Annotated in this window: 22 protein-coding genes; 12 read left to right on the top strand and 10 right to left on the bottom strand. The window is 61.3% G+C overall.

Features of this window, described 5'->3' with window-relative positions; translation table 11 throughout:
* Nucleotides 1-5: 5 nt before the first annotated feature.
* From BM017_RS06745 to BM017_RS06725, 5 genes are all read right to left on the bottom strand, one after another.
* A complete protein-coding gene (locus BM017_RS06745; RefSeq protein ID WP_092242147.1) occupies nt 6-1,226 on the bottom strand; it encodes an electron transfer flavoprotein subunit alpha in 1,221 nt (406 codons plus the stop codon).
* On the bottom strand, nt 1,226-3,169 hold the full coding sequence (dgcB, locus tag BM017_RS06740) for a dimethylglycine demethylation protein DgcB (RefSeq protein WP_092242143.1): 1,944 nt from the start codon (nt 3,167-3,169) through the stop codon (nt 1,226-1,228). The genes BM017_RS06745 and dgcB overlap by 1 nt, the downstream gene beginning before the upstream one ends.
* Before the next feature lie 171 nt (nt 3,170-3,340).
* Nucleotides 3,341-5,401 (bottom strand): dimethylglycine demethylation protein DgcA, encoded by a 2,061-nt coding sequence (gene dgcA / locus BM017_RS06735; protein WP_071490299.1) that lies wholly within the window; start codon nt 5,399-5,401, stop codon nt 3,341-3,343.
* A 15-nt stretch (nt 5,402-5,416) separates the two neighbouring features.
* Complete coding sequence (locus tag BM017_RS06730; RefSeq protein ID WP_092242140.1) at nt 5,417-5,947, bottom strand: DUF5943 domain-containing protein; 531 nt, start codon at nt 5,945-5,947, stop codon at nt 5,417-5,419.
* Between the two features lie 75 nt (nt 5,948-6,022).
* Entirely contained in the window at nt 6,023-7,000 is a 978-nt protein-coding gene (locus tag BM017_RS06725; RefSeq protein ID WP_010207105.1) for a dipeptidase, read from the bottom strand.
* 219 nt (nt 7,001-7,219) lie between these two features.
* Between BM017_RS06725 and BM017_RS06720 the strand changes: the two genes are divergently transcribed.
* Together BM017_RS06720 and BM017_RS06715 are read left to right on the top strand one after the other, a co-directional pair.
* On the top strand, nt 7,220-7,621 hold the full coding sequence (locus BM017_RS06720; RefSeq protein ID WP_071494402.1) for a lysozyme inhibitor LprI family protein: 402 nt from the start codon (nt 7,220-7,222) through the stop codon (nt 7,619-7,621).
* Nucleotides 7,622-7,662: 41 nt separating this feature from the next.
* Complete coding sequence (locus tag BM017_RS06715) at nt 7,663-8,079, top strand: DUF3010 family protein (RefSeq protein ID WP_092242137.1); 417 nt, start codon at nt 7,663-7,665, stop codon at nt 8,077-8,079.
* A 108-nt stretch (nt 8,080-8,187) separates the two neighbouring features.
* On the opposite strand, the gene BM017_RS06710 is transcribed toward BM017_RS06715, so the two are convergent.
* Complete coding sequence (locus tag BM017_RS06710; protein WP_071490302.1) at nt 8,188-9,354, bottom strand: AAA family ATPase; 1,167 nt, start codon at nt 9,352-9,354, stop codon at nt 8,188-8,190.
* Between the two features lie 68 nt (nt 9,355-9,422).
* The gene (locus tag BM017_RS06705) at nt 9,423-10,367 is read right to left on the bottom strand and encodes a GlxA family transcriptional regulator (protein ID WP_092242129.1); all 945 of its coding nucleotides are present in this window, start codon (nt 10,365-10,367) and stop codon (nt 9,423-9,425) included.
* 193 nt (nt 10,368-10,560) lie between these two features.
* Between BM017_RS06705 and BM017_RS06700 the strand changes: the two genes are divergently transcribed.
* From BM017_RS06700 to BM017_RS06675, 6 genes are all read left to right on the top strand, one after another.
* Complete coding sequence (locus BM017_RS06700; RefSeq protein WP_092242128.1) at nt 10,561-11,505, top strand: choline ABC transporter substrate-binding protein; 945 nt, start codon at nt 10,561-10,563, stop codon at nt 11,503-11,505.
* A gap of 78 nt (nt 11,506-11,583) precedes the next feature.
* Complete coding sequence (locus tag BM017_RS06695; RefSeq protein ID WP_092242127.1) at nt 11,584-12,471, top strand: 3-dehydrocarnitine:acetyl-CoA trimethylamine transferase CdhC; 888 nt, start codon at nt 11,584-11,586, stop codon at nt 12,469-12,471.
* A gap of 127 nt (nt 12,472-12,598) precedes the next feature.
* A complete protein-coding gene (locus BM017_RS06690; RefSeq protein ID WP_092242126.1) occupies nt 12,599-13,564 on the top strand; it encodes an L-carnitine dehydrogenase in 966 nt (321 codons plus the stop codon).
* A gap of 13 nt (nt 13,565-13,577) precedes the next feature.
* Nucleotides 13,578-14,057 carry a thioesterase family protein gene (locus BM017_RS06685; protein ID WP_092242123.1) on the top strand — a complete coding sequence of 160 codons (480 nt, stop codon included), beginning with the start codon at nt 13,578-13,580 and terminating at the stop codon, nt 14,055-14,057.
* 9 nt (nt 14,058-14,066) lie between these two features.
* Nucleotides 14,067-15,227 (top strand): gamma-butyrobetaine dioxygenase, encoded by a 1,161-nt coding sequence (locus BM017_RS06680; RefSeq protein WP_092242120.1) that lies wholly within the window; start codon nt 14,067-14,069, stop codon nt 15,225-15,227.
* 285 nt (nt 15,228-15,512) lie between these two features.
* Nucleotides 15,513-15,776, top strand: a complete 264-nt coding sequence (locus tag BM017_RS06675) for a hypothetical protein (protein WP_010207120.1) — start codon at nt 15,513-15,515, stop codon at nt 15,774-15,776.
* A 96-nt stretch (nt 15,777-15,872) separates the two neighbouring features.
* Here the strand turns inward: BM017_RS06675 and BM017_RS06670 are convergent, their stop codons facing one another.
* Nucleotides 15,873-16,976: a choline metabolism transcriptional regulator GbdR gene (locus BM017_RS06670; RefSeq protein WP_005792167.1), complete on the bottom strand. Its 1,104-nt coding sequence runs from the start codon at nt 16,974-16,976 to the stop codon at nt 15,873-15,875.
* 508 nt (nt 16,977-17,484) lie between these two features.
* The gene (locus BM017_RS06665; protein ID WP_092242115.1) at nt 17,485-18,861 is read right to left on the bottom strand and encodes an L-serine ammonia-lyase; all 1,377 of its coding nucleotides are present in this window, start codon (nt 18,859-18,861) and stop codon (nt 17,485-17,487) included.
* A 415-nt stretch (nt 18,862-19,276) separates the two neighbouring features.
* On the opposite strand from BM017_RS06665, the gene BM017_RS06660 reads away from it, so the two are divergent.
* The 3 genes from BM017_RS06660 (at nt 19,277) to choV (ending at nt 22,314) form a co-directional block, all read left to right on the top strand.
* Nucleotides 19,277-20,224, top strand: coding sequence for a choline ABC transporter substrate-binding protein (locus BM017_RS06660; protein WP_092242112.1), 948 nt, complete (start codon nt 19,277-19,279; stop codon nt 20,222-20,224).
* Between the two features lie 69 nt (nt 20,225-20,293).
* Complete coding sequence (gene choW / locus BM017_RS06655; RefSeq protein ID WP_016972877.1) at nt 20,294-21,139, top strand: choline ABC transporter permease subunit; 846 nt, start codon at nt 20,294-20,296, stop codon at nt 21,137-21,139.
* Nucleotides 21,136-22,314 (top strand): choline ABC transporter ATP-binding protein, encoded by a 1,179-nt coding sequence (gene choV / locus BM017_RS06650; RefSeq protein ID WP_058426626.1) that lies wholly within the window; start codon nt 21,136-21,138, stop codon nt 22,312-22,314. Before choW ends, choV begins: the two co-directional genes overlap by 4 nt.
* A gap of 52 nt (nt 22,315-22,366) precedes the next feature.
* Here the strand turns inward: choV and BM017_RS06645 are convergent, their stop codons facing one another.
* Nucleotides 22,367-24,301, bottom strand: coding sequence for a BCCT family transporter (locus BM017_RS06645; RefSeq protein WP_232000993.1), 1,935 nt, complete (start codon nt 24,299-24,301; stop codon nt 22,367-22,369).
* Between the two features lie 378 nt (nt 24,302-24,679).
* On the opposite strand from BM017_RS06645, the gene betI reads away from it, so the two are divergent.
* Nucleotides 24,680-25,273 (top strand): transcriptional regulator BetI, encoded by a 594-nt coding sequence (betI, locus tag BM017_RS06640; protein ID WP_017735982.1) that lies wholly within the window; start codon nt 24,680-24,682, stop codon nt 25,271-25,273.
* The last annotated feature ends 35 nt before the right edge of the window (nt 25,274-25,308 follow it).

Raw genomic sequence — 25,308 nt, 5'->3', positions numbered from 1 at the left:
TATCCTCATGCTGCATCGCGCTTGGCGCCATTGCGGTAGGCTTCGACCGCCGCGATCAAGGCTTGCAGTATTGCGGCGCTTTCGCCGATCACCGACAGGTCGGCCCGCTTGATCATGTCGCAGCCCGGGTCGAGGTTGATCGCCACCACTTTGTCGCAGGCGCCGATGCCTTGCAGGTGCTGGATCGCACCGGAAATACCCACGGCCACGTAGACCCGCGCCGTGACCCAGGTGCCGCTGGCACCGACCTGGCGATCACGCGCCATGAAGCCATCGTCCACCGCCACCCGCGAGGCGCCTTCGGTGGCGCCCAGGGCGGCGGCGGTCTGGTGGAACAGCGCCCAGTCCTTCACGCCGTTGCCGCCGGAGAAAATGAATTCCGCTTCGGCCATGGGAATCGCCGCCGGGTCCACCGCCACCGCGCCGAGGTCTTCGATGCGTGGCAGGCTGCGCGCCAGGGCTGTGGATAACTCCACTGGCAGCACTTCGTGACGGGTTTCGCTGACCGGATCGGCACATTCGGCAGCCGCCAGGACCAGGCGCGGCAGTGGCCGGGCCAAGTCTTCCTGGCCGGCACCGGCGCGGCCGATGCACTCGTCGCCCTTGATCTGCCACACCCGCGTGGCCGGGCGCTCCTTGAGGCTGGCGGCAAAGCGTCGACCCAACTCGCCACCGCCGCTGCGGCTGTCCGGCAGCAGCCAGTGTCGCGGGTTGAACTGGTTATCCACAGCCCGCAGGCCCTGGACGCGTTGCTCCGGTGAATAACCGTCGAATGCGTGGCCCTCCAGCACCAGCAAACGGTCGACACCCGCCGTGGCAAACGCACTTTCCTTGTGCTCACCAAACACCACCGCCAGCACCGCGCCGTCGCTGCCGGCCAGTTGTCGCGCCAGGCCAAGCAGGTCGCGATCGTGGCTGCTCAAGCGGCCGCCAACCATGTCCGGTACCACGTTGATGTAGAACGCGGGGGCGGCAATCTGATGCAGCGGCAATTGCACTTCTACCGCCGCCGTACGCTTGGCCGAGCCGCCCTGCTGCGCGCCGCTGCGGTCGATACGCTTGATGCCATTGGGGCCGATAAAACCGACGCCGTGCACGTTCTTGCGGATGACGCCATTGGGCCCCATCCAACTGTGCTGCACCGGTTGCATCGCCGCATGCAGCGGGTGCAGGCGGTTGCGGGCGATCCACTCGGCGCGTGGGTCGCGGCGGATAATGTCGCTCATCAGTGCACCTCCGCAGGTTCACGCTTCAATGGGGCTTTGGCAGGCGCGGCGTCTTCAAGCAGCGCGTCGGCCACCAGCTCGGCAATGTCCTTGATCAAGGGTCTTGGTTCTACAACGCCCTCAAGCATCGCCGTGCACTGTGGACAACCCACCGCCACCAGCTCGGCACCGGTTTCGCGGATGTCTTCCATGCGCATGTCCGGGATACGTTGCTTACCGGGGATGTCAGTGATTGGCGCACCGCCGCCGCCACCGCAGCAGCGTGAACGGAACCCCGAGCGTTGCATTTCCTTGACCTCAATCCCCAATGCACGCAGCACTTGGCGTGGCGCCTCGTACTCGCCGTTGTAGCGGCCGAGGTAACAAGGGTCGTGATAGGTCACGCTGTTGCCTTTGTGCTGGCCCAGGTTCAGCGCTCCCTCACCGATCAACTCGGCCATGAAGGTGCTGTGGTGCTGTACCCGGTAATTGCCGTTGAAAGCGCCGTATTCATTTTTCAGCACATGGAAACTGTGGGGGTCGCAGGTGACGATCCGCTTGAAGCTGTACTTGGCCAGGGTCTGGATATTGCGCGAAGCCAGCAGCTGGAAGGTCGCTTCATCACCCAGGCGCCGGGCGACATCACCGCTGTCGCGTTCTTCCAGGCCGAGCACGGCGAAGTCGACCTTGGCCGCTTTCAGCACTTTGACGAAGGCACGCAAAGTCCGTTGGTTACGCATGTCGAAGGCACCGTCGCCGACCCAGAACAGCACCTCGGCACTGCCTTTTTCGCTGAGCAGCGGCAGGTTCAGGTCCGCCGCCCAGTTCAGGCGACCGCCCGGTGCGAAACCACCGGGGTTGTCGGTGGCGATCAGGTTTTCCAGGACTTCGGCACCCTTGTTCGGCGTGGCGCCTTTTTCCAACGTGAGGTGGCGACGCATGTCGACGATGGCGTCCACGTGCTCGATCATCATCGGGCACTCTTCCACGCAGGCGCGGCAGGTGGTGCACGACCACAGAGTCTCGGCGTCGACCAGGCCGTTGACGATCGGCTGGTGCGGGTTGCCGCTGTGCTCGCCCACCGCTTTGCCCGGATACGGGCTGCCGGCGAACTTGGCATCGGTGCCGCCGGCCAGGCCGACGACCATGTCCTGGATCAGCTTTTTCGGGTTCAGCGGCTGGCCGGCGGCGAACGCCGGGCACGCGGCTTCACACTTGCCGCACTGCACGCAGGCGTCGAAACCGAGCAGTTGGTTCCAGGTGAAATCCTTGGGTTTCTCCACACCCAGGGGCGCAGTCTTGTCACTGAGGTCCAGCGGTTTCAAACCGGTGGAACGGCCACCGCCAAAACGCTCGGCGCGGCGGTGCCAGGCCAGGTGCAGGGCACCGGCGAAGGCGTGTTTCATCGGGCCGCCCCAGGTCATGCCGAAGAACATTTCGGACACGCCCCACAACACACCGACGCTGAGCAATGCGGCCAGCAGCCAGCCGCCGAAGTCCGCCGGCAGAATCCCAGCCACCGGCAGCGTCACCAGAAAGAAGCTCACCGAGAACGCCATCAGGCTTTTCGGCAGGCGCATCCACGGGCCTTTCGACAGGCGCGACGGCGGGTGGCGCCGACGCAGATAGACGAAGGTGGCGCCAACAAACATCAGCACCGAGGCCAACAGTAAGGCGTAGCCGAGGATACGGCTTTGCAGGCCGAAACCGTGGACCAGGATCGCCAGCAAGGCCGACAGCACAAAGCCCAACGCGGTGGCGACGTGGGTATTGGCGATGTATTTATCGCGGGCGACCACGTGGTGCAGGTCGACCATGTAGCGCTTGGGCATGGCCAGCAGGCCGCCCAGCAGGTCGACTTTGGACGCGCGGCCACGGCGCCACATGTTCACCCGGCGCAGGGCGCCGAGGACGGCGAGGCCCAGGGCGGTAAACAAGAGAATAGGCAGCAAGGTGTTCAACATGGTGAAGCTCCCACAGACCACACAGGTCTACTGTGAAACTGGCGCTGAATGTGGGAGGGGGCTTGCCCCCGATAGCAGTGGGTCAGCTACAGCTGTATCAACTGACACTCCGCCATCGGGGGCAAGCCCCCTCCCACATTTGGACCGAGTACACATTGGTTCAAGGCTGGCTCAGAAATCCTTGCACAGGCGCAGAGCGTCATAGATCGCAGCGTGGGTATTACGCTGCGCCACACAGTCACCGATGCGGAACAGCAAGTACCCATCACCCGTCTCGCTCAGGCACGGCTGCGGCTTGATCGCGAACAAGGCTTCGACGTCGATCTGGCCCTTGTTGCGCGAGCCTTCCTTGAGCGCGTAGTAGATGGCTTCGTCCGGCCGCACGCCGTTCTCTACCACTACCTGGTCGACCACCCGCTCCTCTTTGGCGCCGGTGTATTCGTTCTCCAGCACCGCCACCAGCTTGTCGCCCTCGCGGTAGACCTTTTCCAGCATCATGTCGCCGGTCATGATCACTTCCTTGGGGTACATGCTGCGGTAGTAGGTCGGGAACGACGTACCGCCGATGGCCACGCCCGGCTTGATGTCGTCGGTGACGATCTCGACCTGGCTGCCTTTGTCCGCGAGGAAATCCGCCACCGACATGCCGGTGAATTCGCAGATGGTGTCGTACACCAGCACGTTCTTGCCCGGTGCTACCTTGCCGTCGAGCACATCCCAACTGCTCACCACCAAACCTTCGGCGGCGCCCCAGTGTTCGTTCTGCTCCACATTCGGATGCCCGCCCACCGCCAGCACCACCACGTCCGGACGCAGGTCCAGGATGGTGTCGGCATCCGCCGCCACGCCAAGGCGCAGGTCGACTTTCAAGCGTGCCAGCTCCAGTTGGAACCAGCGGGTGATACCCGCAATCTGGTCACGCTGCGGCGCTTTCGAAGCGGTGGTGATCTGCCCACCGATAAATTCTTTCTTCTCCAGCAGCGTCACATCATGGCCACGTTCGGCGGCCACGCGTGCAGCTTCCATCCCGGCCGGGCCGGCACCCACCACCACCACTTTGCGTTTCGGCCCGGTGGACTTCTCGATGATATGCGGCACGCCCATGTATTCACGGGACGTCGCGGCGTTCTGGATGCACAACACATCCAGGCCCTGGTACTGGCGGTCGATGCAATAGTTGGCGCCGACGCATTGCTTGATCTGGTCGATCTGGCCCATCTTGATCTTGGCGATCAGGTGCGGGTCGGCAATGTGCGCGCGGGTCATGCCGACCATGTCCACATAACCGCCTTCCAGGATGCGCGTGGCCTGATTCGGGTCCTTGATGTTCTGCGCGTGCAGCACCGGGACCTTGACCACTTCCTTGATACCGGCGGCCAGGTGCAAAAACGGCTCCGGTGGATAACTCATATTGGGGATAACGTTGGCCAGGGTGTTGTGGGTATCGCAACCCGAACCCACCACGCCGATGAAATCGAGCATGCCGGTGTCGTCGTAATACTTGGCGATCTGCTTCATGTCCTCGTGGGACAAACCATCCGGGTGGAACTCGTCACCGCACAGGCGCATGCCCACGCAGAAGTCGTCACCCACCTCGGCACGCACGGCCTTCAGCACTTCCAGGCCGAACTTCATGCGCCCTTCAAACGTGCCGCCCCACTCGTCGGTCCGCTTGTTGACCCGCGGGCTCCAGAACTGATCGATCATGTGCTGGTGCACGGCGGACAGTTCCACCCCGTCCAGGCCACCGGCCTTGGCGCGGCGTGCGGCCTGGGCGTAGTTGCCGATCACACGCCAGATTTCTTCCGGTTCGATAGTCTTGCAGGTGGCGCGGTGCACCGGCTCACGCACGCCAGACGGCGACATCAGCGTCGGCCAGTTGAAGCCGTCCCAACGCGAGCGGCGGCCCATGTGGGTAATCTGGATCATGATCTTGGCGCCATGCTTGTGCATGGCGTCGGCCAGGTTCTGGAAGTGCGGGATGATGCGGTCGGTGGACAGGTTCACCGAGCTCCACCATTCCTGCGGGCTGTCGATGGCCACCACCGAGGAACCGCCGCAGATTGCCAGGCCGATACCGCCCTTGGCTTTCTCTTCGTAATACTTCACATAGCGGTCAGTGGTCATCCCGCCATCGGTGGCATACACCTCGGCGTGGGCGGTACTGAGCACGCGGTTGCGGATGGTCAGCTTGCCGATCTGGATCGGCTGGAACATTGCTTCGAAAGCCATGGCACGGTCCTCGGCTTACAACGGCTTGACGGTGAACAGGCCGTCATCGTGGCCCTCTTCGGAGCCTCCGTAGACTTGTTCGGCCACAGTGCGGATCTTGCTGCCTCGGGCCTCAAGAATCTGGTCCATGGCACCGGCAAACCAGCCGGTGAACATGTAGTCGACCTTGCGCCCGACCTTGCCGTACACGTAGACAAACGCCGAGTGTTCGAGCTTGACGCTGGCGGTGCCTTTGTCGAGGTCGATGTCCTGGATCTTGAACAGGCCCCAGCCACGTTGCGACAGACGCTTCATGTAGTGCTCGAACACCGCGACGCCTTCCAGGCCGTGGCATTCGGCTTCTTTCTCGCACCAGTGCCAGGCGGATTTGTAGCCGGCCTTGTAGAGGATCTCGGCATAGGCCTCGGCGCCCAGCACTTCTTCGATGCCTATGTGGTTGTTGACGAAGAAATGGCGTGGCACGTACAGCATCGGCAGGGCGTCGGAGGTCCAGACACCGGTTTCGCTGTCGACTTCGATAGGCAATTGCGGGGCGATCTTGGCCATGGAAACTTAACTCCAGAAAATTCTTGTGTAGTGCCCCGGCGCGGATGGCCGGGGAGAAGATGCGTTAGCGGTGGCTTATTCGCCCCAGACGTCCTTGAGGACGTTGACCCAGTTCTCGCCCATGATCTTGCGCACCACGCGCTCAGGGTGGCCGCGCTTGAGCAGGGTCTCGGTGAGGTTGGGGAACTCGCCCACGGTGCGGATGCCCAGCGGGTTGATGATCTTGCCGAAGCTGGTCAGGCGGCGGGCGTAGCCCTTGTCATGGGTCAGCATTTCGAAGAAATCCTGGCCATGGCCCTGGGTGAAGTCGGTGCCAATGCCGATGGCGTCTTCACCGACGATGTTCATGGTGTATTCGATGGCTTCGGCGTAGTCGTCGATGGTCGAATCGATGCCCTTGGCCAGGAACGGCGCGAACATGGTCACACCGACAAACCCCCCGTGATCGGCGATGAACTTCAGCTCTTCATCGGACTTGTTGCGCGGGTGTTCTTTAAGGCCCGACGGCAGGCAGTGGGAATAGCACACCGGCTTTTTCGATTCGAGGATGACTTCTTCGGACGTCTTGGAGCCCACGTGGGACAGGTCGCACATGATGCCGACACGGTTCATCTCGGCGACGATCTCGCGACCGAAGCCCGACAGGCCGCCGTCGCGCTCGTAGCAACCGGTGCCGACCAGGTTCTGGGTGTTGTAGCACATCTGCACTACACCGACGCCGAGCTGCTTGAAGATCTCGACGTAGCCGAGTTGGTCTTCGAAGGCATGGGCGTTCTGGAAGCCGAAGATGATGCCGGTCTTGCCCTGTTCCTTGGCTTTGCGGATGTCCGCAGTGGTTTTCACCGGGATCACCAGGTCGCTGTTCTCACGGATCAGGGTCTGGCTGGCCACGATATTGTTGATGGTGGCCTGGAACCCTTCCCACACCGACACCGTGCAGTTGGCGGCGGTGAGCCCCCCTTTGCGCATGTCCTCGAACAGGTCGCGGTTCCACTTGGCAATAATCAGCCCGTCGATAACGATGCTGTCGGCGTGCAATTCGGCTGGGCTCATCAGGCGTCCCCTTATTGGCGATTCATGCGCCGAATCGTCTGCCGGCGCTTTGGGGCCAGCATATGCCCAGGGGCCGACAGAGCCGGGTGCAAAAACGACAGGGGAATTGCCGAAAGCGTCAATCCGCGACAAAGGCTACCAAGAGAGGTCTGACTCGCGGCTGTTCTTTGTCTTACGCTTGAGCCAGAATTCGGGCATCAACTGATATGAGACGGCGCAATGAAATCGATTTTCCTGGCTTTGGCACTCATCGCAACCGGCGTTCACGCGGCTGAAGACACCGACAGCACGCCGTGCGACGGCATCGAAAACGACAAGCAAACCCTGGAATGCGCCACCTATAACAAAACCACTGCTGAACAGCTGCTCAAGGATAACTACCAGGGCCTGCTCGAACGCATGGCGTCGACCTACGGCAGCGACAAGACCAAGCTGGCGGACATTACCGCTCGTCTGAAGGATGCCCAGCAAAAGTGGGAAAAATTGCGTGACGCTGATTGCGCGGTGGACACCTTTCCGGCGGTGACCGGCACCAAGGCCTACGCGATCGCACAGAACGACTGCCTGGCGCGGATGAGTGATGAGCGGTCGGAGTTTTTGGAGTCGATTGGGCAGGAATAAGCGACAATCTCCGCCACTTTTACTCTGAACCAAGGCTATTCATGAAGACTTGCGGCATCGAAATCAAAGGCAGCGAAGCCATCATCGCCGTCGCCTCACTGGACAACCAGACGCTGGCCCACGTCGCCCTGGCGACCAAGAAAATTGCCCTGGAAGACGATGACGAGGCCGCCAACGTCAAAGCCTTCGCCGCACAGGTAAAGGCATTTGTGCAGGAAAACGCCATCGAGCGTATCGCGATCAAGAAGCGCAGCAAGAAAGGCGAGTTCGCCGGTGGCCCGACCACGTTCAAGATTGAAGGGGTGTTCCAGCTGCTGGACGGGGTTGAGGTGACCTTGCTGTCGCCGCAGACCCTTAATGCGCAGAACAAGAAGCACAACTTCGAACTGCCGGCGACGCTGAACAAATACCAGCATGAAGCGTACAAAGCAGCGTGTTCGGCGCTGCTGAAGAAATAGGCCACATCATTAATCTACTGTGGGAGGGGCTTGCCCCCGATAGCGGTGGGTCAGCCGAAGTTGTATCAACTGACAGCCTGTCATCGGGGGCAAGCCCCCTCCCACATGTCAGCGCTTGTTGCGCAGCCAGTCGCCGAAGGTTTTGTCCTCCAGGGCATACCCTCCCCGGCTCGACTTCCACACCAGTTCCTTGTCGCGCAGGGCATCGATACAGGCCTGAATCGTCTGGGTGCCCGGCACCACGTCGCTGCCCATGTCCTCCAGCGCCTTGCTGACCGCCGTTACGGTGCTGTCGGTGAACGGCGCGAAGGGTTCGTTGTTTTGCGAGCGCTCCACCATCACTTGCAGTACGGCGCGCTGGGGGATGGTGAGGTTGTTCCAGGCGCTTTCGAATTCGGTCCACACACCGGCACGCAGCAGTTCGGCACGACTGTGCAGCAACTGGCCGAGGTTGCTGGCTTCGCCCAACTCCAGCGCCACTTCACCGATGATCGTGCGCAACATCTCGGGGCGCCGGCCTACCAGCTCAAAGGCTTCATCAATATCGGCGGCGTTGAATTGGTTGGTCTTGGCCAGGTGCGCGTTGAGGTGCGCGGTGTAGGCCTGGGTGAACTCTTTACCCAGCAGCGGGAACGGCGTGATGCTGGAGCCGAAGAACGGCTGGCTTTTACCCAGTACCAAGTGAGCCAGCTTGTCGCGATTGGAGCCGGTGAATACCAGATGCAAACCGCTGCCGTCCTCGTCACGGCCTTGGTTGAGCTGATCCCGGGCAGCCTTGAGCGCGAACATCGCATTGATGCCTGAATCGCTGGTCAAAGCGTGCTGAGCCTCGTCAATCACCAGGACGACAGGTTTTTCCGCTGCGCGGTGGAGCAACTCCAAGGCCTGGGTCAACGTCGCGCCAACCGGCAATTGAGGCTTGCTGAAGTCCCAGGACAGGGTACGCAGAAAGCTCAGTTTCTCGATTCCAATGTGCTTGGCCAGCTTGCGAATGCCCTTTTCATAGGGCACCAGCGCGGCAGCAATAGCACTGGCAATCAACTCCGCGGGATCTTTCTCTTTGTCGGCCCACAGATCGACATACACGGTAAGCCAACCCCGAAGCTGGCACTCCGGGATCAGATCCTCACGCAAAAAAGTACTTTTGCCCGTACGACGCGGCGCCGCGAGAAACAGGCCAGAGGTGAAATCCTGAATGCCGGCGCCCACCAGGCCGTCAGCAATACTGCTGGCCAGGGTGGGGCGGCGGAATACAAAGCCGCTGTGCTTGGACATGGTTTTATACTCAATTATGGAAAGGACTATAAATTATAGTCGCGAGTATAATTTACTATAATTGGCCATTACACCACCTCCCGTCGCCGATCCTCCCTCGGACACTTCGCAAACCGCGCGCGATAACTGCGGGTGAAGTACGACGGCGACTCGAACCCGCACGCAATACCTACCTCCAAAACGCTCATACCGCTTTGGCGTAAGAGCTGTCGGGCTTTTTCCAGGCGCAGGCCCAAGTAGAAATTGCTCGGGGTGTCGTTCAGGTGCAGGCGGAACAGCCGCTCCAACTGGCGCCGGGTGACTTTGATCGCCTCGGCCAGGGCCAAGGTGCTCAGCGGCGGCTCGGTGTGTTGCTCCATTTCGCCGATCACCTGCACCAGTTTCTTGTTGTTGATGCCGTAGCGCGTGGCGATCTGCATGCGCTGGTGGTCTTTGCGTGGGCGGATGCGGCCGAGCACGAATTGTTCGGAGACCTGGATCGCCAGTTCGGGGCCGTGGGCCTGGGCAATCAAGTCGAGCATCAGGTCGATGGAAGCGGTGCCGCCAGCGCAGGTGATGCGACGGCGGTCGATTTCGAACAGTTCCTGGGTGACCATCAGGTGCGGATAGGATTCCTTGAACGCGTCGATGGCTTCCCAGTGCAGGGTGAGGCGGTGGCCGTCGAGCAGCCCGGCTTCGGCGAGCACACAAGCGCCGGTGTCGATGGCGCCGAGGATCACGCCATCATGGTCAAGGCGCCGTAGCCAGTGCTCCAGCGCAGGCGTGGCGAACTGCAGCGGCTCGAAGCCCGCCACCACCAATAACGTCGCGCCCTTTTTCAACGGTTCCAGCGCGGCGTCAGCGTTGACCGACATGCCATTGCTCGCCAATACCGCGCCGCCATCGGCACTCAATACATGCCAGCGGTAAAGCTCGCCACGAAAGCGGTTGGCCACCCGCAACGGTTCCAGCGCAGAGATAAAGCCGATGGCCGAGAAGCCTGGCATCAGCAGAAAGTAGAAATCCTGGGACATGGTGCGCTCTCGTAGGACGGGCAGCGTGCTCACTGTGATACGCCAGTTCAACGAGCCATTCAAGAGCACAGGTCGCTGCAGTGCAAGAGCTGGTCGCCGCCGTGCGTTTTGTCGGCCCTCAAGCTGCGTAATTTGATCCCACGGCGCACAAAGACGCCGGACCCCACAATAACGACCTGCCGAGGGATCCACCATGAACCGACTGATCAGCCGCTGCGTGCTCGCACTCAGCGCCAGCGCCATCTTGAGCACGAACGTACTGGCTGCCGACGCGGCATCCTGCCAGAACGTGCGCATGGGCGTGGTGAACTGGACCGACGTAATCGCCACCAGCGCCATGACCCAAGTGTTGCTCGACGGCCTCGGCTACAAGACCAAACAGACCAGCGCCTCCCAGCAAATCATCTTCGCCGGTATCCGCGACCAGCGGCTGGACCTGTTCCTGGGCTACTGGAACCCACTGATGACCCAGACCATCACGCCGTTCGTCGACGCCAAGCAAGTCAAGGTGCTCGACAAGCCCAGCCTGGAAGACGCCCGTGCCACCCTCGCCGTGCCTACCTACCTGGCAGACAAAGGCCTGAAAACCTTTGCCGACATCGCCAGGTTCGAGAAAGAACTGGGCGGCAAGATCTACGGCATCGAGCCAGGCTCGGGCGCCAACACCCAGATCAAGGCGATGATCGCCAAGAACCAGTTCGGCCTCGGCAAATTCCAGCTGGTCGAGTCCAGTGAAGCCGGCATGCTCGCCGCCGTCGACCGCGCCGTGCGCCGCAAGGAAGCCGTAGTGTTCTTCGGCTGGGCGCCGCACCCGATGAACGTCAACGTCGCCATGACCTACCTCACCGGCAGCGACGACGCCCTGGGGCCGAACGAAGGCATGGCCACCGTGTGGAGCGTCACCGCACCGAACTACGCAGAACAATGCCCCAACGTGCACAAACTGCTGACCAACCTGACCTTCACCGCCGCCGACGAGAGCCGGATGATGCAGCCGCTGCTGGATCACAAGGACCCTATCGAGTCCGCCAGGCAATGGCTCAAGGATCACCCGCAAGACCAGGCCCGCTGGCTGGAAGGTGTGACCACCTTCGACGGCAAACCGGCGGCGGCCAACCTGCAATTGACCAGCAAATAACCTGATTCGAATCACCGTGTCGCAGCCACTCCCGGCTGCGCACGGCACCCCTACGCCCGCTTGTAAGGAACCTGCCTCATGAACCACGACGTCATCATCACCTGCGCACTCACCGGTGCTGGCGACACGACCAGCAAAAGCCCACACGTGCCGGTCACCCCCAAACAAATCGCCGCCGCCGCCGTGGAAGCCGCCAAAGCGGGCGCGACCGTTGTGCACTGCCACGTGCGCGACCCGCACACCGGCAAGTTCAGCCGTGACGTCGCCTTGTATCGCGAAGTGATGGAGCGTATCCGCGAGGCCGACATCGACATCATCGTCAACCTCACTGCCGGCATGGGCGGCGACCTGGAGATCGGTGGCGGCGAGAACCCGATGGAATTCGGCCCCAACACCGACCTGGTCGGCCCGCTGACCCGCTTGGCCCACGTCGAAGAACTGCTGCCGGAAATCTGCACCCTGGACTGCGGCACCCTGAACTTCGGCGATGGCGACACCATTTACGTGTCCACCCCGGCCCAACTGCGGGCGGGTGCCAAACGCATCCAGGAGCTGGGCGTAAAGGCCGAGCTGGAGATCTTCGACACCGGTCACCTGTGGTTCGCCAAACAGATGATCAAGGAAGGCCTGCTCGACAACCCGCTGTTCCAGCTGTGCCTGGGCATCCCGTGGGGCGCACCGGCCGACACTACCACCATGAAAGCCATGGTCGACAACCTGCCCGCCGACGCCGTGTGGGCCGGCTTTGGGATTGGCCGCATGCAAATGCCGATGGCGGCGCAAGCGGTGCTGCTGGGCGGCAACGTGCGGGTCGGTCTGGAAGACAACCTGTGGCTGGACAAGGGTGTGCTTGCGACCAACGGCCAGTTGGTGGAACGGGCCAGTGAAATCCTCAGCCGCCTCGGCGCACGGGTCATGACCCCCGCCGAAGGACGCATAAAAATGGGCCTCACCAAACGCCGCTAATCAAAAAATGTGGGAGGGGGCTTGCCCCCGATTACGGTGCATCAGTACCGAATGTATCGACTGACACACCGCTATCGGGGGCAAGCCCCCTCCCACACTGGACCACCGAAATCCATAGGAATTTGCCATGAGCTTTATCACCGAAATCAAAACCTTCGCCGCCCTCGGCAGCGGTGTCATCGGCAGCGGCTGGGTGTCCCGCGCGCTGGCCCATGGCCTGGATGTGGTCGCCTGGGACCCGGCACCTGGTGCCGAAGCTGCGCTGCGCAAGCGCGTCGCCAACGCCTGGGGCGCCCTGGAGAAACAAGGGCTGGCGCCGGGTGCGTCGCAAGAGCGCCTGCGCTTTGTCGCCACCATTGAAGAATGCGTGAAAGACGCCGACTTCATCCAGGAAAGCGCCCCGGAACGCCTGGAGCTGAAGCTGGACCTGCACAGCAAGATCAGTGCGGCAGCCAAGCCGAATGCGTTGATCGGTTCAAGCACCTCGGGCCTGTTGCCGAGTGAGTTCTACGAAGGTTCGACCCACCCGGAACGCTGTGTGGTCGGCCACCCGTTCAACCCGGTTTACCTGTTGCCGCTGGTGGAAGTGGTTGGCGGCAAGAACACCGCGCCAGAAGCCATCCAGGCCGCGATCAAGGTGTATGAATCCCTCGGTATGCGCCCGCTGCATGTGCGCAAGGAAGTCCCGGGGTTCATCGCCGATCGCCTGCTCGAAGCGTTGTGGCGTGAAGCACTGCACCTGGTCAATGATGGCGTGGCGACCACCGGCGAGATCGATGACGCAATCCGTTTTGGCGCCGGCCTGCGCTGGTCGTTCATGGGCACGTTCCTCACCTACACCCTGGCGGGCGGCGATGCCGGCATGCGGCACTTCATGGCGCAGTTCGGCCCGGCACTGCAATTGCCGTGGACCTACCTGCCGGCGCCGGAACTGACCGACAAGCTGATCGACGACGTGGTCGACGGCACCAGCGACCAGTTGGGCAAGCACAGCATTTCGGCGCTGGAGCGCTATCGTGATGATTGCCTGCTGGCGGTGCTGGAAGCGGTGAAAACCACCAAGGCCAAGCACGGCATGACCTTCGCTGAATAACGGAACCCCTGACATGCCCGCACTCACCACTTACACCACCCAGGTCCACCCCGACTGGGTGGACTACAACGGCCATCTGCGCGACGCGTTCTACCTGCTGATCTTCAGCTACGCCACCGACGCGCTGATGGACATCCTCGGGCTGAACAGTGAAAACCGCGAAGCCAGCGGCCATTCGCTGTTCACCCTGGAGCTGCACCTGAACTACCTGCACGAAGTGAAACTCGGCGCCGACGTGGAGGTGCATACCCAACTGATCGCCCATGACGCCAAGCGCCTGCACCTCTATCACAGCCTGCACTTGGTGGGGGATGAGAAGGAACTTGCGGGCAACGAACAGATGCTGTTGCATGTTGACCTGGCCGGTCCGCATGCCGCGCCGTTCACCGATGCCACGTTGGAAAGACTCACTGCCATCAGCGCCCAGCAGGCTGACCTGCCTCGCCCCGCCCTGCTCGGCCGAGTGATTGGACTGCCACCCAAAAAACAATAAGGAGACACCATGCAAACCGCCGCCGCTGTTGCCGATTTCCGTACCTACCCGAAGATCTGCGACCTTGCGCAGGTGCGGGTGCTAAATGATCAGATTCGTGTGCAATGGGCCGATGGGCGGGTCAGCCCGTTTCATCATCAGTGGCTGCGGGACAACTGCCCCTGCGCGGAATGCGTGTACAGCGTGACCCGCGAGCAGGTGCTGGAGATTGTCGATGTGGACGAGCACCTCAGCGCTGTCGACGCATGCATCGATCAAGGCTTGTTGAGCGTGCAATGGAGCGGCGGCCACCGCAGCCAGTACGACCCCGGCTGGCTGCGGACGCATGCCTACGACGATGAGTCCCGCGCCGAACGCTGGGCGGCGAAGCCCAAACCCCAGCTGTGGGACAGCCGCTTCCAACTGCCGGTGTTCGACTATTCAGCGGTCATGCAAGACCCCCACGCATTGTTGCAGTGGCTGCTGGCGCTACGTGACTGCGGCCTCACGCAAATCCGCGGCGTGCCCACCGAGCCCGGCGCCCTGGCGCTGGTCGCCAAGCGCATTTCATTCATCCGCGAGAGCAACTTCGGCGTGCTGTTCAACGTGCAATCCAAGGCCGATGCCGACAGCAATGCCTACACCGCCTTCAACCTGCCGTTGCACAGTGACTTGCCCACGCGGGAGCTGCAACCGGGCCTGCAGTTTTTGCATTGCCTGGTGAACGATGCCGACGGTGGCGAAAGTATTTTTGTCGATGGGTTTGCCATCGCCTGCGCCCTGCGTACCGAAGACCCCGAAGCGTTCCTGGCTCTGTGCGACATCCCGGTGGAGTTTCGCAACAAGGACCGTCACAGCGACTACCGCCAGTTGGCGCCGATCATTGCGCTGGATGCCTTGGGCGATATCGCGGAGATCCGCATGGCCAATTTTCTACGCGGGCCGTTTGAGACGAGTGTGGAACAGATGCCGTTGCTGTATCGCGCCTATCGGCGCTTTATCGCGATGACGCGGGAAGATCGCTTTCGTGTGGTGCAGCGCCTGAACCCCGGTGAGCTGTGGGGCTTCGATAACCGCCGCACGTTGCATGCGCGTCATGCTTTTGACCCGGCTTCCGGGGCTCGGCATTTTCAAGGGTGTTATATCGATAGGGATGAGTTGCTCTCGCGCATTTTGGTGTTGCAACGGTAGACCGTAGCGCGCCTTTCGCGAGCAAGCCCGCTCCCACAAAAAAGCCCCGATCCAGCCGTGACTGGATCGAGGCAGAGGGCCTTGTGTGAGCGTGACATCTCGAGGGTGACCAAACCTTCAAGCTGTTTGCTGGTACTCAGTGTGCCCATTACCGCCGCCGGTAAATGGCCCGAAAACGACATGCTCATAGCCATCTGAGGCATTCGTACAATCTGCGCTTGCCGCCCCCTTGGGTGGCTACCAGAATCCCAGTCAGACCCCGTTCACCTCACCAGGATAAACGTCATGATGCACGCGGATTTGATTGACCAGGATGACCTGCTGGGCCAACTGCGCTCGCTGGGTTTCGAAGTGTCCAGCGGCGCCACTGCCGAGCAGGCCTGCGAGTGCGCGGTGCGCGGCTTGAGCGAGGCACGGGCCAAGGCGCTCAAGGGCATGGTGGAGCAGATGTACACCGGCAGTGCGACGATTCTGCCGGCCGTGCGCCAGGCAATCGACAAGCAGTTGTTGCCGGCACTGGTGCAGTTCAAGCAGAACTCTGGCGCCTGATTAGATTGCTATCGGGGGCAAGCCCCCTTCCACCTTTGACTGTGTTCACCCATCCAAATGTGGGAGGGGGCTTGCCCCCGATGCAGAAACCTCGGTCTAGAGCCTTACGCTGGCAAACGTCGACTCATTGCGCGCCTGACTCAACGCCGACATCGGCCCCGACAACGGCGACAACACCAGCGCCTGTGGAATTGGCATCATCGCCACCTGTTGGGTGGTGTTGGAGCCGACGCGTTCATCCCGTGGCGGAATGCCGAAATATTCGCGGTAGCACTTGGAGAAGTGTGGCGTGGACACAAACCCGCACACCGACGCCACTTCGATGATCGACATCGGCGTTTGCTTGAGCAACTGCCGTGCACGGATCAGGCGCAGCTTTAGGTAGTAACGCGACGGCGAGCAATGCAGGTACTTCTGGAACAACCGCTCCAACTGGCGACGTGAGACGGCGACGTATACCGCCAGTTCATCCAGGTCGATCGGTTCTTCCAGGTTGGCTTCCATCAGCGCGACGATTTCCTGAAGCTTCGGCTGGTTGGTGCCGAGCATGTGCTTGAGCGGCACGCGCTGGTGGTCTTGCTCGTTGCGGATGCGTTCGTACACAAACATCTCGGAGATGGCGGCCGACAGTTCGCGACCGTGATCGCGGCTGATCAGGTGCAGCATCATGTCCAGCGGCGCGGTGCCGCCCGAGCTGGTGAAGCGGTTGCGGTCGAGGGTAAACAGGCGTGTGCTCATGGCCACGCGGGGGAAGGCTTCCTGCATCGAAGCCAGGCATTCCCAATGCACGCTGCAATCAAAACCGTCGAGCAGACCGGCGCAAGCCAAGGCCCAACTGCCGGTGCATACCGCGCCCAAGCGGCGCGATTGGCGTGCCTGGCTTTGCAGCCACGACACATGTTCACGGGTCACGGTACGCTGGATACCCACCCCCCCGCACACGATCACGGTATCCAGGGCGGGCGCTTTGTGCATGGAAGCATCGGGAGTGATTTGCAGACCGTCGCTGGCCCACACCTGGTTTCCATCGACGCTCAAGGTCGTCCAGCGATACAGCTCGCGGCCGGAGAGCTGGTTGGCCATGCGCAGCGGTTCGACTGCGGAGGCCAGGGAAATCAGCGTGAAATTGTCCAGCAGCAAAAAGCCGATGGATTGAGGCGCACGGTTCTGGGGTTGGGCCCCGGAGTTGAACGACGTCATCGCGGTATCTCCTCACACAAAGCGGGTGATGGCCTCAGGCGAGGCTCTTGTTATTGCGCTCTTCATCCGGCGAGGAGAGAGGCTTTGAATTGATAGAGCAAATGCCATGCCTAAATTTGAATGGCCGTCCAATAACTCCTAAAAACGACCTCATGACGCGTCTAAATAAGCCCGCGCCGCACGTACAGTTATGGCTGGAATTGGCCGTAGGAACACGCCCGGGCAAGGTGTGTGAGCAGATCGGTAGCACTTGTGGGAAGGCGCTTTGCGGGTGTGGGAGAAGTCTGTCACCCAAAGCGCGGGAGGTCAGTGGTCAGGTCGAAAATCGTTCGCAAGCTACTTATCTATTTGCGACGCGCTAAAAGGTGGCGCTTTTGGTTGGGGTGTTCACTTTTTGCGCAGCGGCGCCTGGATGATTGCTATCGGGGGCGAGCCCCCTCCCACCTTTGACTGTGTTCACCAATCCAAATGTGGGAGGGGGCTTGCCCCCGATGCAGGCAACGCGGTCTCAGCACTCCACCGCGCTGACCGCCAACCCACCGCGCGATGTCTCTTTGTACTTGTCATGCATGTCCGCCCCGGTATCGCGCATGGTGCGGATCACCCGGTCCAGAGAGATAAAGTGCTGGCCGTCGCCGCGCAGCGCCATTTGCGCCGCGTTGATCGCCTTCACCGCCGCGATTGCGTTGCGCTCGATGCACGGCACCTGCACCAAGCCGCCCACCGGGTCGCAGGTCAGCCCCAGGTTGTGTTCCAGGCCGATTTCGGCAGCATTGCACAGTTGCTCCGGCGTGGCGCCGAGGATCTCGGCCAGCCCGGCGGCGGCCATGGCGCAGGCAGAGCCCACTTCGCCCTGGCAGCCGACTTCGGCGCCGGAGATCGAGGCGTTCTTCTTGCACAGAATGCCCACCGCCGCCGCACCGAGCAGGTAGTCGACCACATTGGCCTCGGTGACTTCTTCGCTGAATTTCATGAAGTAATGCAGCACCGCCGGGATAATCCCGGCAGCGCCGTTGGTGGGCGCCGTGACCATGCGTCCACCGGCGGCGTTTTCTTCGTTCACCGCCAGGGCGAACAGGTTGACCCATTCCATGGCACTCAGGGTCGAACCAATCACATTGGGCTTGTTCAACTCCTGCAGGCTGCGGTGCAACTTGGCGGCACGCCGGCGCACGTTGAGGCCGCCGGGCAGGATGCCTTCGTGCTTGAGACCCTGTTCCACGCAATCCTGCATGGCGCGCCAGAGTTTCATCAGGCCGCTGCGGATTTCATCTTCAGAGCGCCAGACCTTCTCGTTGGCCATCATCAACTCGGCCACGCGCAGGTTGTGGGTCTTGCACAGCTGCAACAGCTCCACCGCGCTGGAAAAGTCGTAAGGCAATTCGGTGCGGTCCATATCGGCCACGCCGCTTTGCGCCTGGGCTTCATCCACCACAAAACCGCCACCCACCGAATAGTAGGTGTCGCGGTGCAGCTCGCCGTTGTCACCCGACACCACCAGGGTCATGGCGTTGGGATGGAACGGCAGGTTTTCGTCGAGCAGGCGCATGTCCCTGGCCCAGACAAACGGTACCGACAAGCGCCCGTCGAGCAGCAGGGTGTCGGTCTCGCGCAGGGTGTGGATGCGTTGGCCGATCTGCGAAGGGTCGATGGCGTCCGGCCATTCGCCCATCAGGCCCATGATGGTCGCGGTGTCGCTGCCATGGCCGATGCCGGTGGCCGACAGCGAGCCATACAGCTGAACTTCGACGCGCCGCACTTGTTCCAACAGATCACGTTCACGCAACCCTTGAACGAACAACGCCGCGGCGCGCATGGGGCCGACGGTATGAGAACTAGAAGGCCCGATGCCGATCTTGAACAGGTCGAAAACACTGATAGCCATTAACGTGGAACTCCGCAGGTGAACAGGCCGGACACCAACGAGCTGCTACGCTCAGATCGCCCAGATGGCGGCATCATCAAGCTTTTGTTTGCCGTCACGGCGTCTCACACCGACGCACCCATGCTCACCAGCGTCGCGCCTGTGCGATCACCGGTTTTGGCCGTTTTTAGCGGTGCAGATGGGCAAAAACTGCAGTTTTGCCTTGGGAAAAACCTGTAAGCGACGTCACCGACACTGGATACGACCCTCCCTGTACTGGATACGACGCCCCCTGTAGGCGTCAGATTTTCACTGGTACATGATCAGTCTCGACTCGTTTGCAAGGCACCGTGCCAGAGCTGTTGTCGCACGCTCCAACCGCAACACTTATAAAGCGCGGCGAACGCCGTCAGAAAAAACACAGGAGTCTAGCCCCATGAAAGCTTCACCCTCGTTGTTGTTGGCCGCCATGCTGAGTCTGCCAGTCGTGGCGCACGCTGCAGAACCGGCACAATGCCAGACCGTCAACTTCTCCGATGTCGGCTGGACCGATATCACCGTCACCACCGCCGCCACCAGCGAAGTCCTCAAGGGCCTGGGCTACAAGCCACGCACCACGATGATTTCGGTGCCCGTGACCTACAAGTCCCTGGCCGACGGCAAGAACATGGACATCTTCCTCGGCAACTGGATGCCGACCATGGAAAACGACATCAAGCAGTACCGTGATGCCGGCACCGTGGAGACCGTGCGCGCCAACCTGGAGAACGCCAAGTACACCCTGGCGGTCCCGGAAGCGCTGTACAACAAAGGCCTGAAGGACTTCGCCGATATCGCCAAATTCAAGGATGAGCTGGGCGGCAAGATCTACGGCATCGAGCCGGGCAACGACGGCAACCGCACCATCCAGACGCTGATCGACAAAGACGCCTTCGGCCTGAAAACCGCCGGCTTCAAAGTCGTCGAGTCCAGCGAAGCCGGCATGCTCTCCCAGGTCGAACGCGCCACCAAGCGCGACCAGGCCATCGTGTTCCTCGGCTGGGAACCGCACCCGATGAATACCCGCTTCAAGATGAAGTACCTGACCGGGGGTGATGATTCCTTCGGCCCCAACTACGGCCAGGCCACCATCTACACCAACACCCGCAAGGGCTACACCCAGGAATGCAGCAACGTGGGTCAGTTGCTGAAGAACCTGGTGTTCACCCTGAACATGGAAAGCACCCTGATGGGTAATGTCCTGGACGACAAGATGAAACCCGACGCCGCGGCGAAAGCCTGGCTGAAGAAGAACCCTCAAGTACTCGACACCTGGCTCGCCGGTGTCACCACCGTTGATGGCAAACCTGGCCTGGAGGCCGTGAAAGCTTACCTCTCCAAGTAATGCCGCTGACCCCGGGGCGGTGCGCTGCCCCGGGATGTTTTCCCTCTTCGCATGTGGACATTCACTACCATGCTGACTGAACAGAAAATCCCACTAGGCCAGTACATCGCTGCCTTCGTCGAATGGTTGACCCAACACGGCGCCAACTATTTCGACGCAATCGCATCGACACTGGAAACGATGATCCACGGCGTGACGTTTGCGCTGACCTGGTTCAATCCGCTGGCATTGATCGGTCTGATTGCGCTGCTGGCTCACTTTATCCAACGTAAATGGGGACTGACTGTTTTTGTCATCGCCTCCTTCCTGCTGATCCTCAACCTGGGTTACTGGCAGGAAACCATGGAGACCCTGGCGCAGGTGCTGTTCGCCACCCTGGTCTGCGTGGTCATCGGTGTGCCGCTGGGCATTGTTGCCGCGCACAAACCGTTGTTCTACACCATGATGCGGCCGGTGCTCGATCTGATGCAGACCGTACCGACCTTCGTCTACCTCATCCCTACCCTGACCCTCTTCGGGCTGGGTGTGGTGCCTGGGCTGATTTCCACGGTGGTGTTCGCGATTGCCGCGCCGATCCGCCTGACCTACCTGGGTATCCGTGATGTACCGCAAGAGTTGATGGACGCCGGCAAGGCCTTTGGCTGCTCGCGTCGTCAGTTGCTCTCGCGCATTGAACTGCCCCACGCCATGCCGAGCATTGCCGCCGGCATTACCCAATGCATCATGCTGTCGTTGTCGATGGTGGTGATCGCGGCCCTGGTGGGCGCCGACGGCCTAGGCAAGCCGGTGGTCAACGCGCTCAACACCGCTGACATCGCCCTGGGCTTTGAAGCGGGCCTGGCGATCGTCCTGCTGGCCATCATGCTCGACCGCATCTGCAAACAACCCGACGCCAAAGTAGGGGGTGATGCATGAGCATTATCCGATTCGACAAAGTCGACGTGATCTTCTCCAAAGACCCACGCGAAGCGCTCAAGCTGCTGGACCAGGGCATGAGCCGTAACGAGATCCTGAAAAAGACCGGGCAGATTGTCGGCGTGGAAAAAGCCAGCCTGGATATCGAGAAAGGTGAGATCTGCGTGCTGATGGGCCTGTCGGGCTCCGGCAAATCGAGCCTGCTGCGCTGCATCAACGGTCTCAACACCGTGAGCCGTGGCCAGCTGTTCGTGGAGCATGAAGGTCGCCAGATCGACATCGCGTCCTGCACGCCCGCCGAGCTGAAAATGATGCGCACCAAGCGCATCGCCATGGTGTTCCAGAAGTTCGCCCTGATGCCCTGGCTGACGGTGCGCGAAAACATCAGCTTCGGCCTGGAGATGCAGGGCCGCCCAGAGAAAGACCGGCGCAAGCTGGTGGATGAAAAGCTTGAACTGGTGGGCCTGACCCAGTGGCGCAACAAGAAGCCGGACGAACTCTCCGGCGGCATGCAGCAGCGCGTCGGCCTGGCTCGAGCGTTGGCGATGGACGCCGATATCCTGCTGATGGACGAACCCTTCTCCGCCCTCGACCCGCTGATCCGGCAAGGCCTGCAGGACGAGTTGCTGGAACTGCAACGCAAGCTGAGCAAAACCATCGTGTTCGTGAGCCACGACCTCGACGAAGCGCTCAAGCTGGGCAGCCGTATCGCAATCATGAAAGACGGCAAGATCATCCAGTACAGCGTGCCGGAAGAGATCGTGCTGAACCCGGCGGACGACTATGTGCGTACCTTCGTCGCCCACACCAACCCGTTGAACGTGCTGTGCGGTCGCAGCCTGATGCGCACCCTGGACAACTGCAAGCGCGTGAACGGTTCGGTATGCCTCGATCCGGGCGGCGACTCGTGGCTGGACCTGGCCGAAGGCAACACCATCAAGGGCGCCCGCCAGAACGGCGCGGTGATGAACCTGCAGAACTGGGCGCCGGGGCAAGCGGTGGAAGGTTTGGGTCGATTGCCGACACTGGTGGACTCGAACATCGGCATGCGCGATGCGTTGCAGATTCGTTATCACACCGGCAACAAGCTGGTGTTGCATGACAACAACCAGGTGGTGGGGATTCTGGGAGACAGTGAGCTGTACCACGCCCTGCTGGGCAAGAACCTGGGCTGACACTGCACAGTAGACAGGTGGTGTCAGTGAGGACACCACCCGTCTTCAACTATCAGCTATAGACCCGGCCAAGGAGTTGCCGATGGCTTTCAAACTGATCGAGCACATCCCGGGTGATCTGTTCCTGGGTGAAGCCCATCAGGTCGTATTCCTGAGGTCCGTTGTGCAGGTACACCTCGGCACGGTAGTAGCGAGTGCGCTCTTCCTCGGGCAGGTCGCTCGGCGCCGACGAGTAGGCATCCAGGCTCACTTCATAGACAAACGGGTTGCCCTCTTCCATCTCGATGCGCACACCGATGCAACGCTTGGACTTACCGAGCAGGGTCTGCACTTCCAAGCCCTGATCACGCAACGCCGTCGCCGCCTCTTCCAACGCCGGCGTCACATGCTTGTCCATGAAACGCTGCACGGTGCCTTGGCTCGGTTGCAGGTCCAGCGCCGTCAGACGCTCGCTGAAACCACGGCGACCACGCTCGGCCAATTGCGCCTGCTCCTGTTCGATGGCCACGTCCTGGCGCATCGCCTTGTGCAAGCCGAACATAAAGAAGATCAGCACCACCGAGAACGGCAGCCCCGCCAGCACCACCATGGTTTGCATGGCTTCGAAGTTGCCGGCAAACAGCAGGCCGATGGTCACCAGGGTGATCACCGCCGACCAGAAGATCCGCAGCCAGTGCGGCGCATCTTCATCCACGTTGCCACCTTTGCACGACAGGTTGGCCATCATCACCGCGCCGGAATCCGCCGGGGTGAGGAACAGCACGAAGCCTACAAAGATCGACACGCCGATAACAATTTTCGACGCAGGATAATGCTCCAGCAACTGGTAGATGGCCATGGAAGGCTGCTCCAGCGCCGTCTTGCCCAACTCCACCGCACCGTGGTTCAGCACCAGGTCAAGGGCCGAGTTACCGAAGATCGACAACCACGCCAGGGTAAAGCCCAGCGGAATCAGCAGCACGCCGGCCACCAGTTCACGCACCGTGCGACCACGGGAAATCCGCGCGATGAACATACCCACAAATGGCGCCCAGGAAATCCACCACGCCCAGTAGAACAGGGTCCACAGGCCCATCCAGCGTTCGGTCTTGTCGGCGTCGCCTTCGTACACGTAGAGGTCGAAGGTTTTCAGGATGATGCCGTTGAGGTAGTCCCCGGTGTTCTGCACCAGGCCGTTGAGCAAATGCAGGGTCGGGCCGAACAACAGCACAAAGATCAACAGGCCGCTGAACAGCACGATGTTGAGGTTGGACAGGCGGCGGATGCCGTTCTCCACGCCCGACACGGCAGCAATGGTCGCCACGGTGCTCATCACGATGATCACGATCAACAGGTTGGTGTTGCTGTGCTGCATGCCGAACAGGTTTTCCAACCCGGACGACACCTGCATCGAACCAATCCCCAGGTTCGTCACCAGGCCCAGCAGGGTCACGAACATACCGAAACCGTCCACCGCATGGCCGGCCGCGCCTTTCACCCAACGCTCGCCCACCAGCGGGTACAGCGCCGAACGCAGGGCCAGCGGCTGGTTATGGCGATACGCGAAGTACGCCACGGCCAGGCCGACCAGGGCATAGATCGCCCAGCCATGCAGGCCCCAGTGCAGGAAGGTCAGTTGCAGCGCCTGGCGTGCGGCGCCATTGCTGGCGGCTGCGCCTTCGGGCGGGTTGAAGTAATGGTCCAGCGGCTCCGAGGCGCCAAAGTACAGCAGCGAGATGCCGATGCCCGAGGAGAACAACATGCCGGCCCAGGCGCCGTAGCTGAAGTCCGGGGTGTCGTCCTTGCTGCCCAGTTTCAACTTGCCGTAGGACGAAAACGCCAGGCCCACCACAAACACCAGGTAGGCGGCGATGACCACCATGTAGTACCAGCCGAAGCTTTTCGAAAGCCACGCCTGGGCAACACCGAGCATGCGCCCGGCCTCCTGCGGGGCGATGATCAGAATGGCAGTCAACAACAGAATCAGCGCGGTGGAGGTGTAGAACACCCAACCGTTGACCCGCACCTTTTCCGGTGGGGTTTTTATAAGAGAGGCAGAACTCATGGCGCAGATGCTCCGGGCAGTGCGAGAGAGAAACACAAGGCAACGGTTATCCCGGGACATCGATTTTTCGGCAGTCGACGGACGGGTGTTATAAAGACACCCCTTAAACCCCTGTCCCCCACGGGCGCAGTGCCCAGGGACGTTTCGGGGGTTTAACCAGGTGCCGGATGTCGCGCCTGCAGGTGGGAAATACCTGTAGGACGCGACCATTTGTCGCAGATCTTATTCTTTGTTGATTGAACGTTCAATCAAAACAAAATAGACTGGCCATCAAGCCGACGGACGTTTATCGCCCGCCGCAGGCCTAAGGAGAGGTGCTACATGCCCAAGGTCGGTATGCAACCCATACGCCGCCAGCAGTTGATCGAAGCCACGTTGACGGCCATCGATCAGGTCGGAATGGGAGATGCCAGCATTGCGCTGATCGCCCGTTTGGCCGGCGTCTCGAACGGCATCATCAGTCACTACTTCAAGGACAAGAACGGCCTTATTGCAGCGACGATGCGCTACTTGATGAACGCGCTGATCGACAACGTCCATGAGCGCCGGCAGGCGCTGACGGACGACAGCCCACGGGCGCACCTTCAGGTGATCATCGAGGGCAACTTCGACGCCAGCCAGGTCAACGGACCGGCAATGAAAACCTGGCTGGCCTTCTGGGCCACCAGCATGCACCACCCGTCATTGCACAGGTTGCAGCGGATCAACGATCAACGTCTGTATTCCAACCTGTGCTGCCAGTTCCGCCGAGTGCTGCCGCTGCCGCACGCACGCAAAGCAGCCCGAGGCCTGGCGGCCCTGATCGACGGTTTGTGGTTGCGCGGCGCCCTGTCGGGAGACGCTTTCGACACGGCGCAGGCGCAACGGATCGCTTACGAATACATGGATTTCCAATTGGCCAAGCAGGTGAGTTAGAGCACACATAAACGCTCAACCCCTGAACGCTGCCG

The sequence above is a fragment of the Pseudomonas sp. NFPP04 genome (assembly GCF_900113815.1).
Classification (GTDB): Bacteria; Pseudomonadota; Gammaproteobacteria; order Pseudomonadales; family Pseudomonadaceae; genus Aquipseudomonas; species Aquipseudomonas extremorientalis.
The sequence above is the reverse complement of the archived record's forward strand: the minus strand, read 5'-3'. Positions and strand labels throughout refer to the sequence as shown.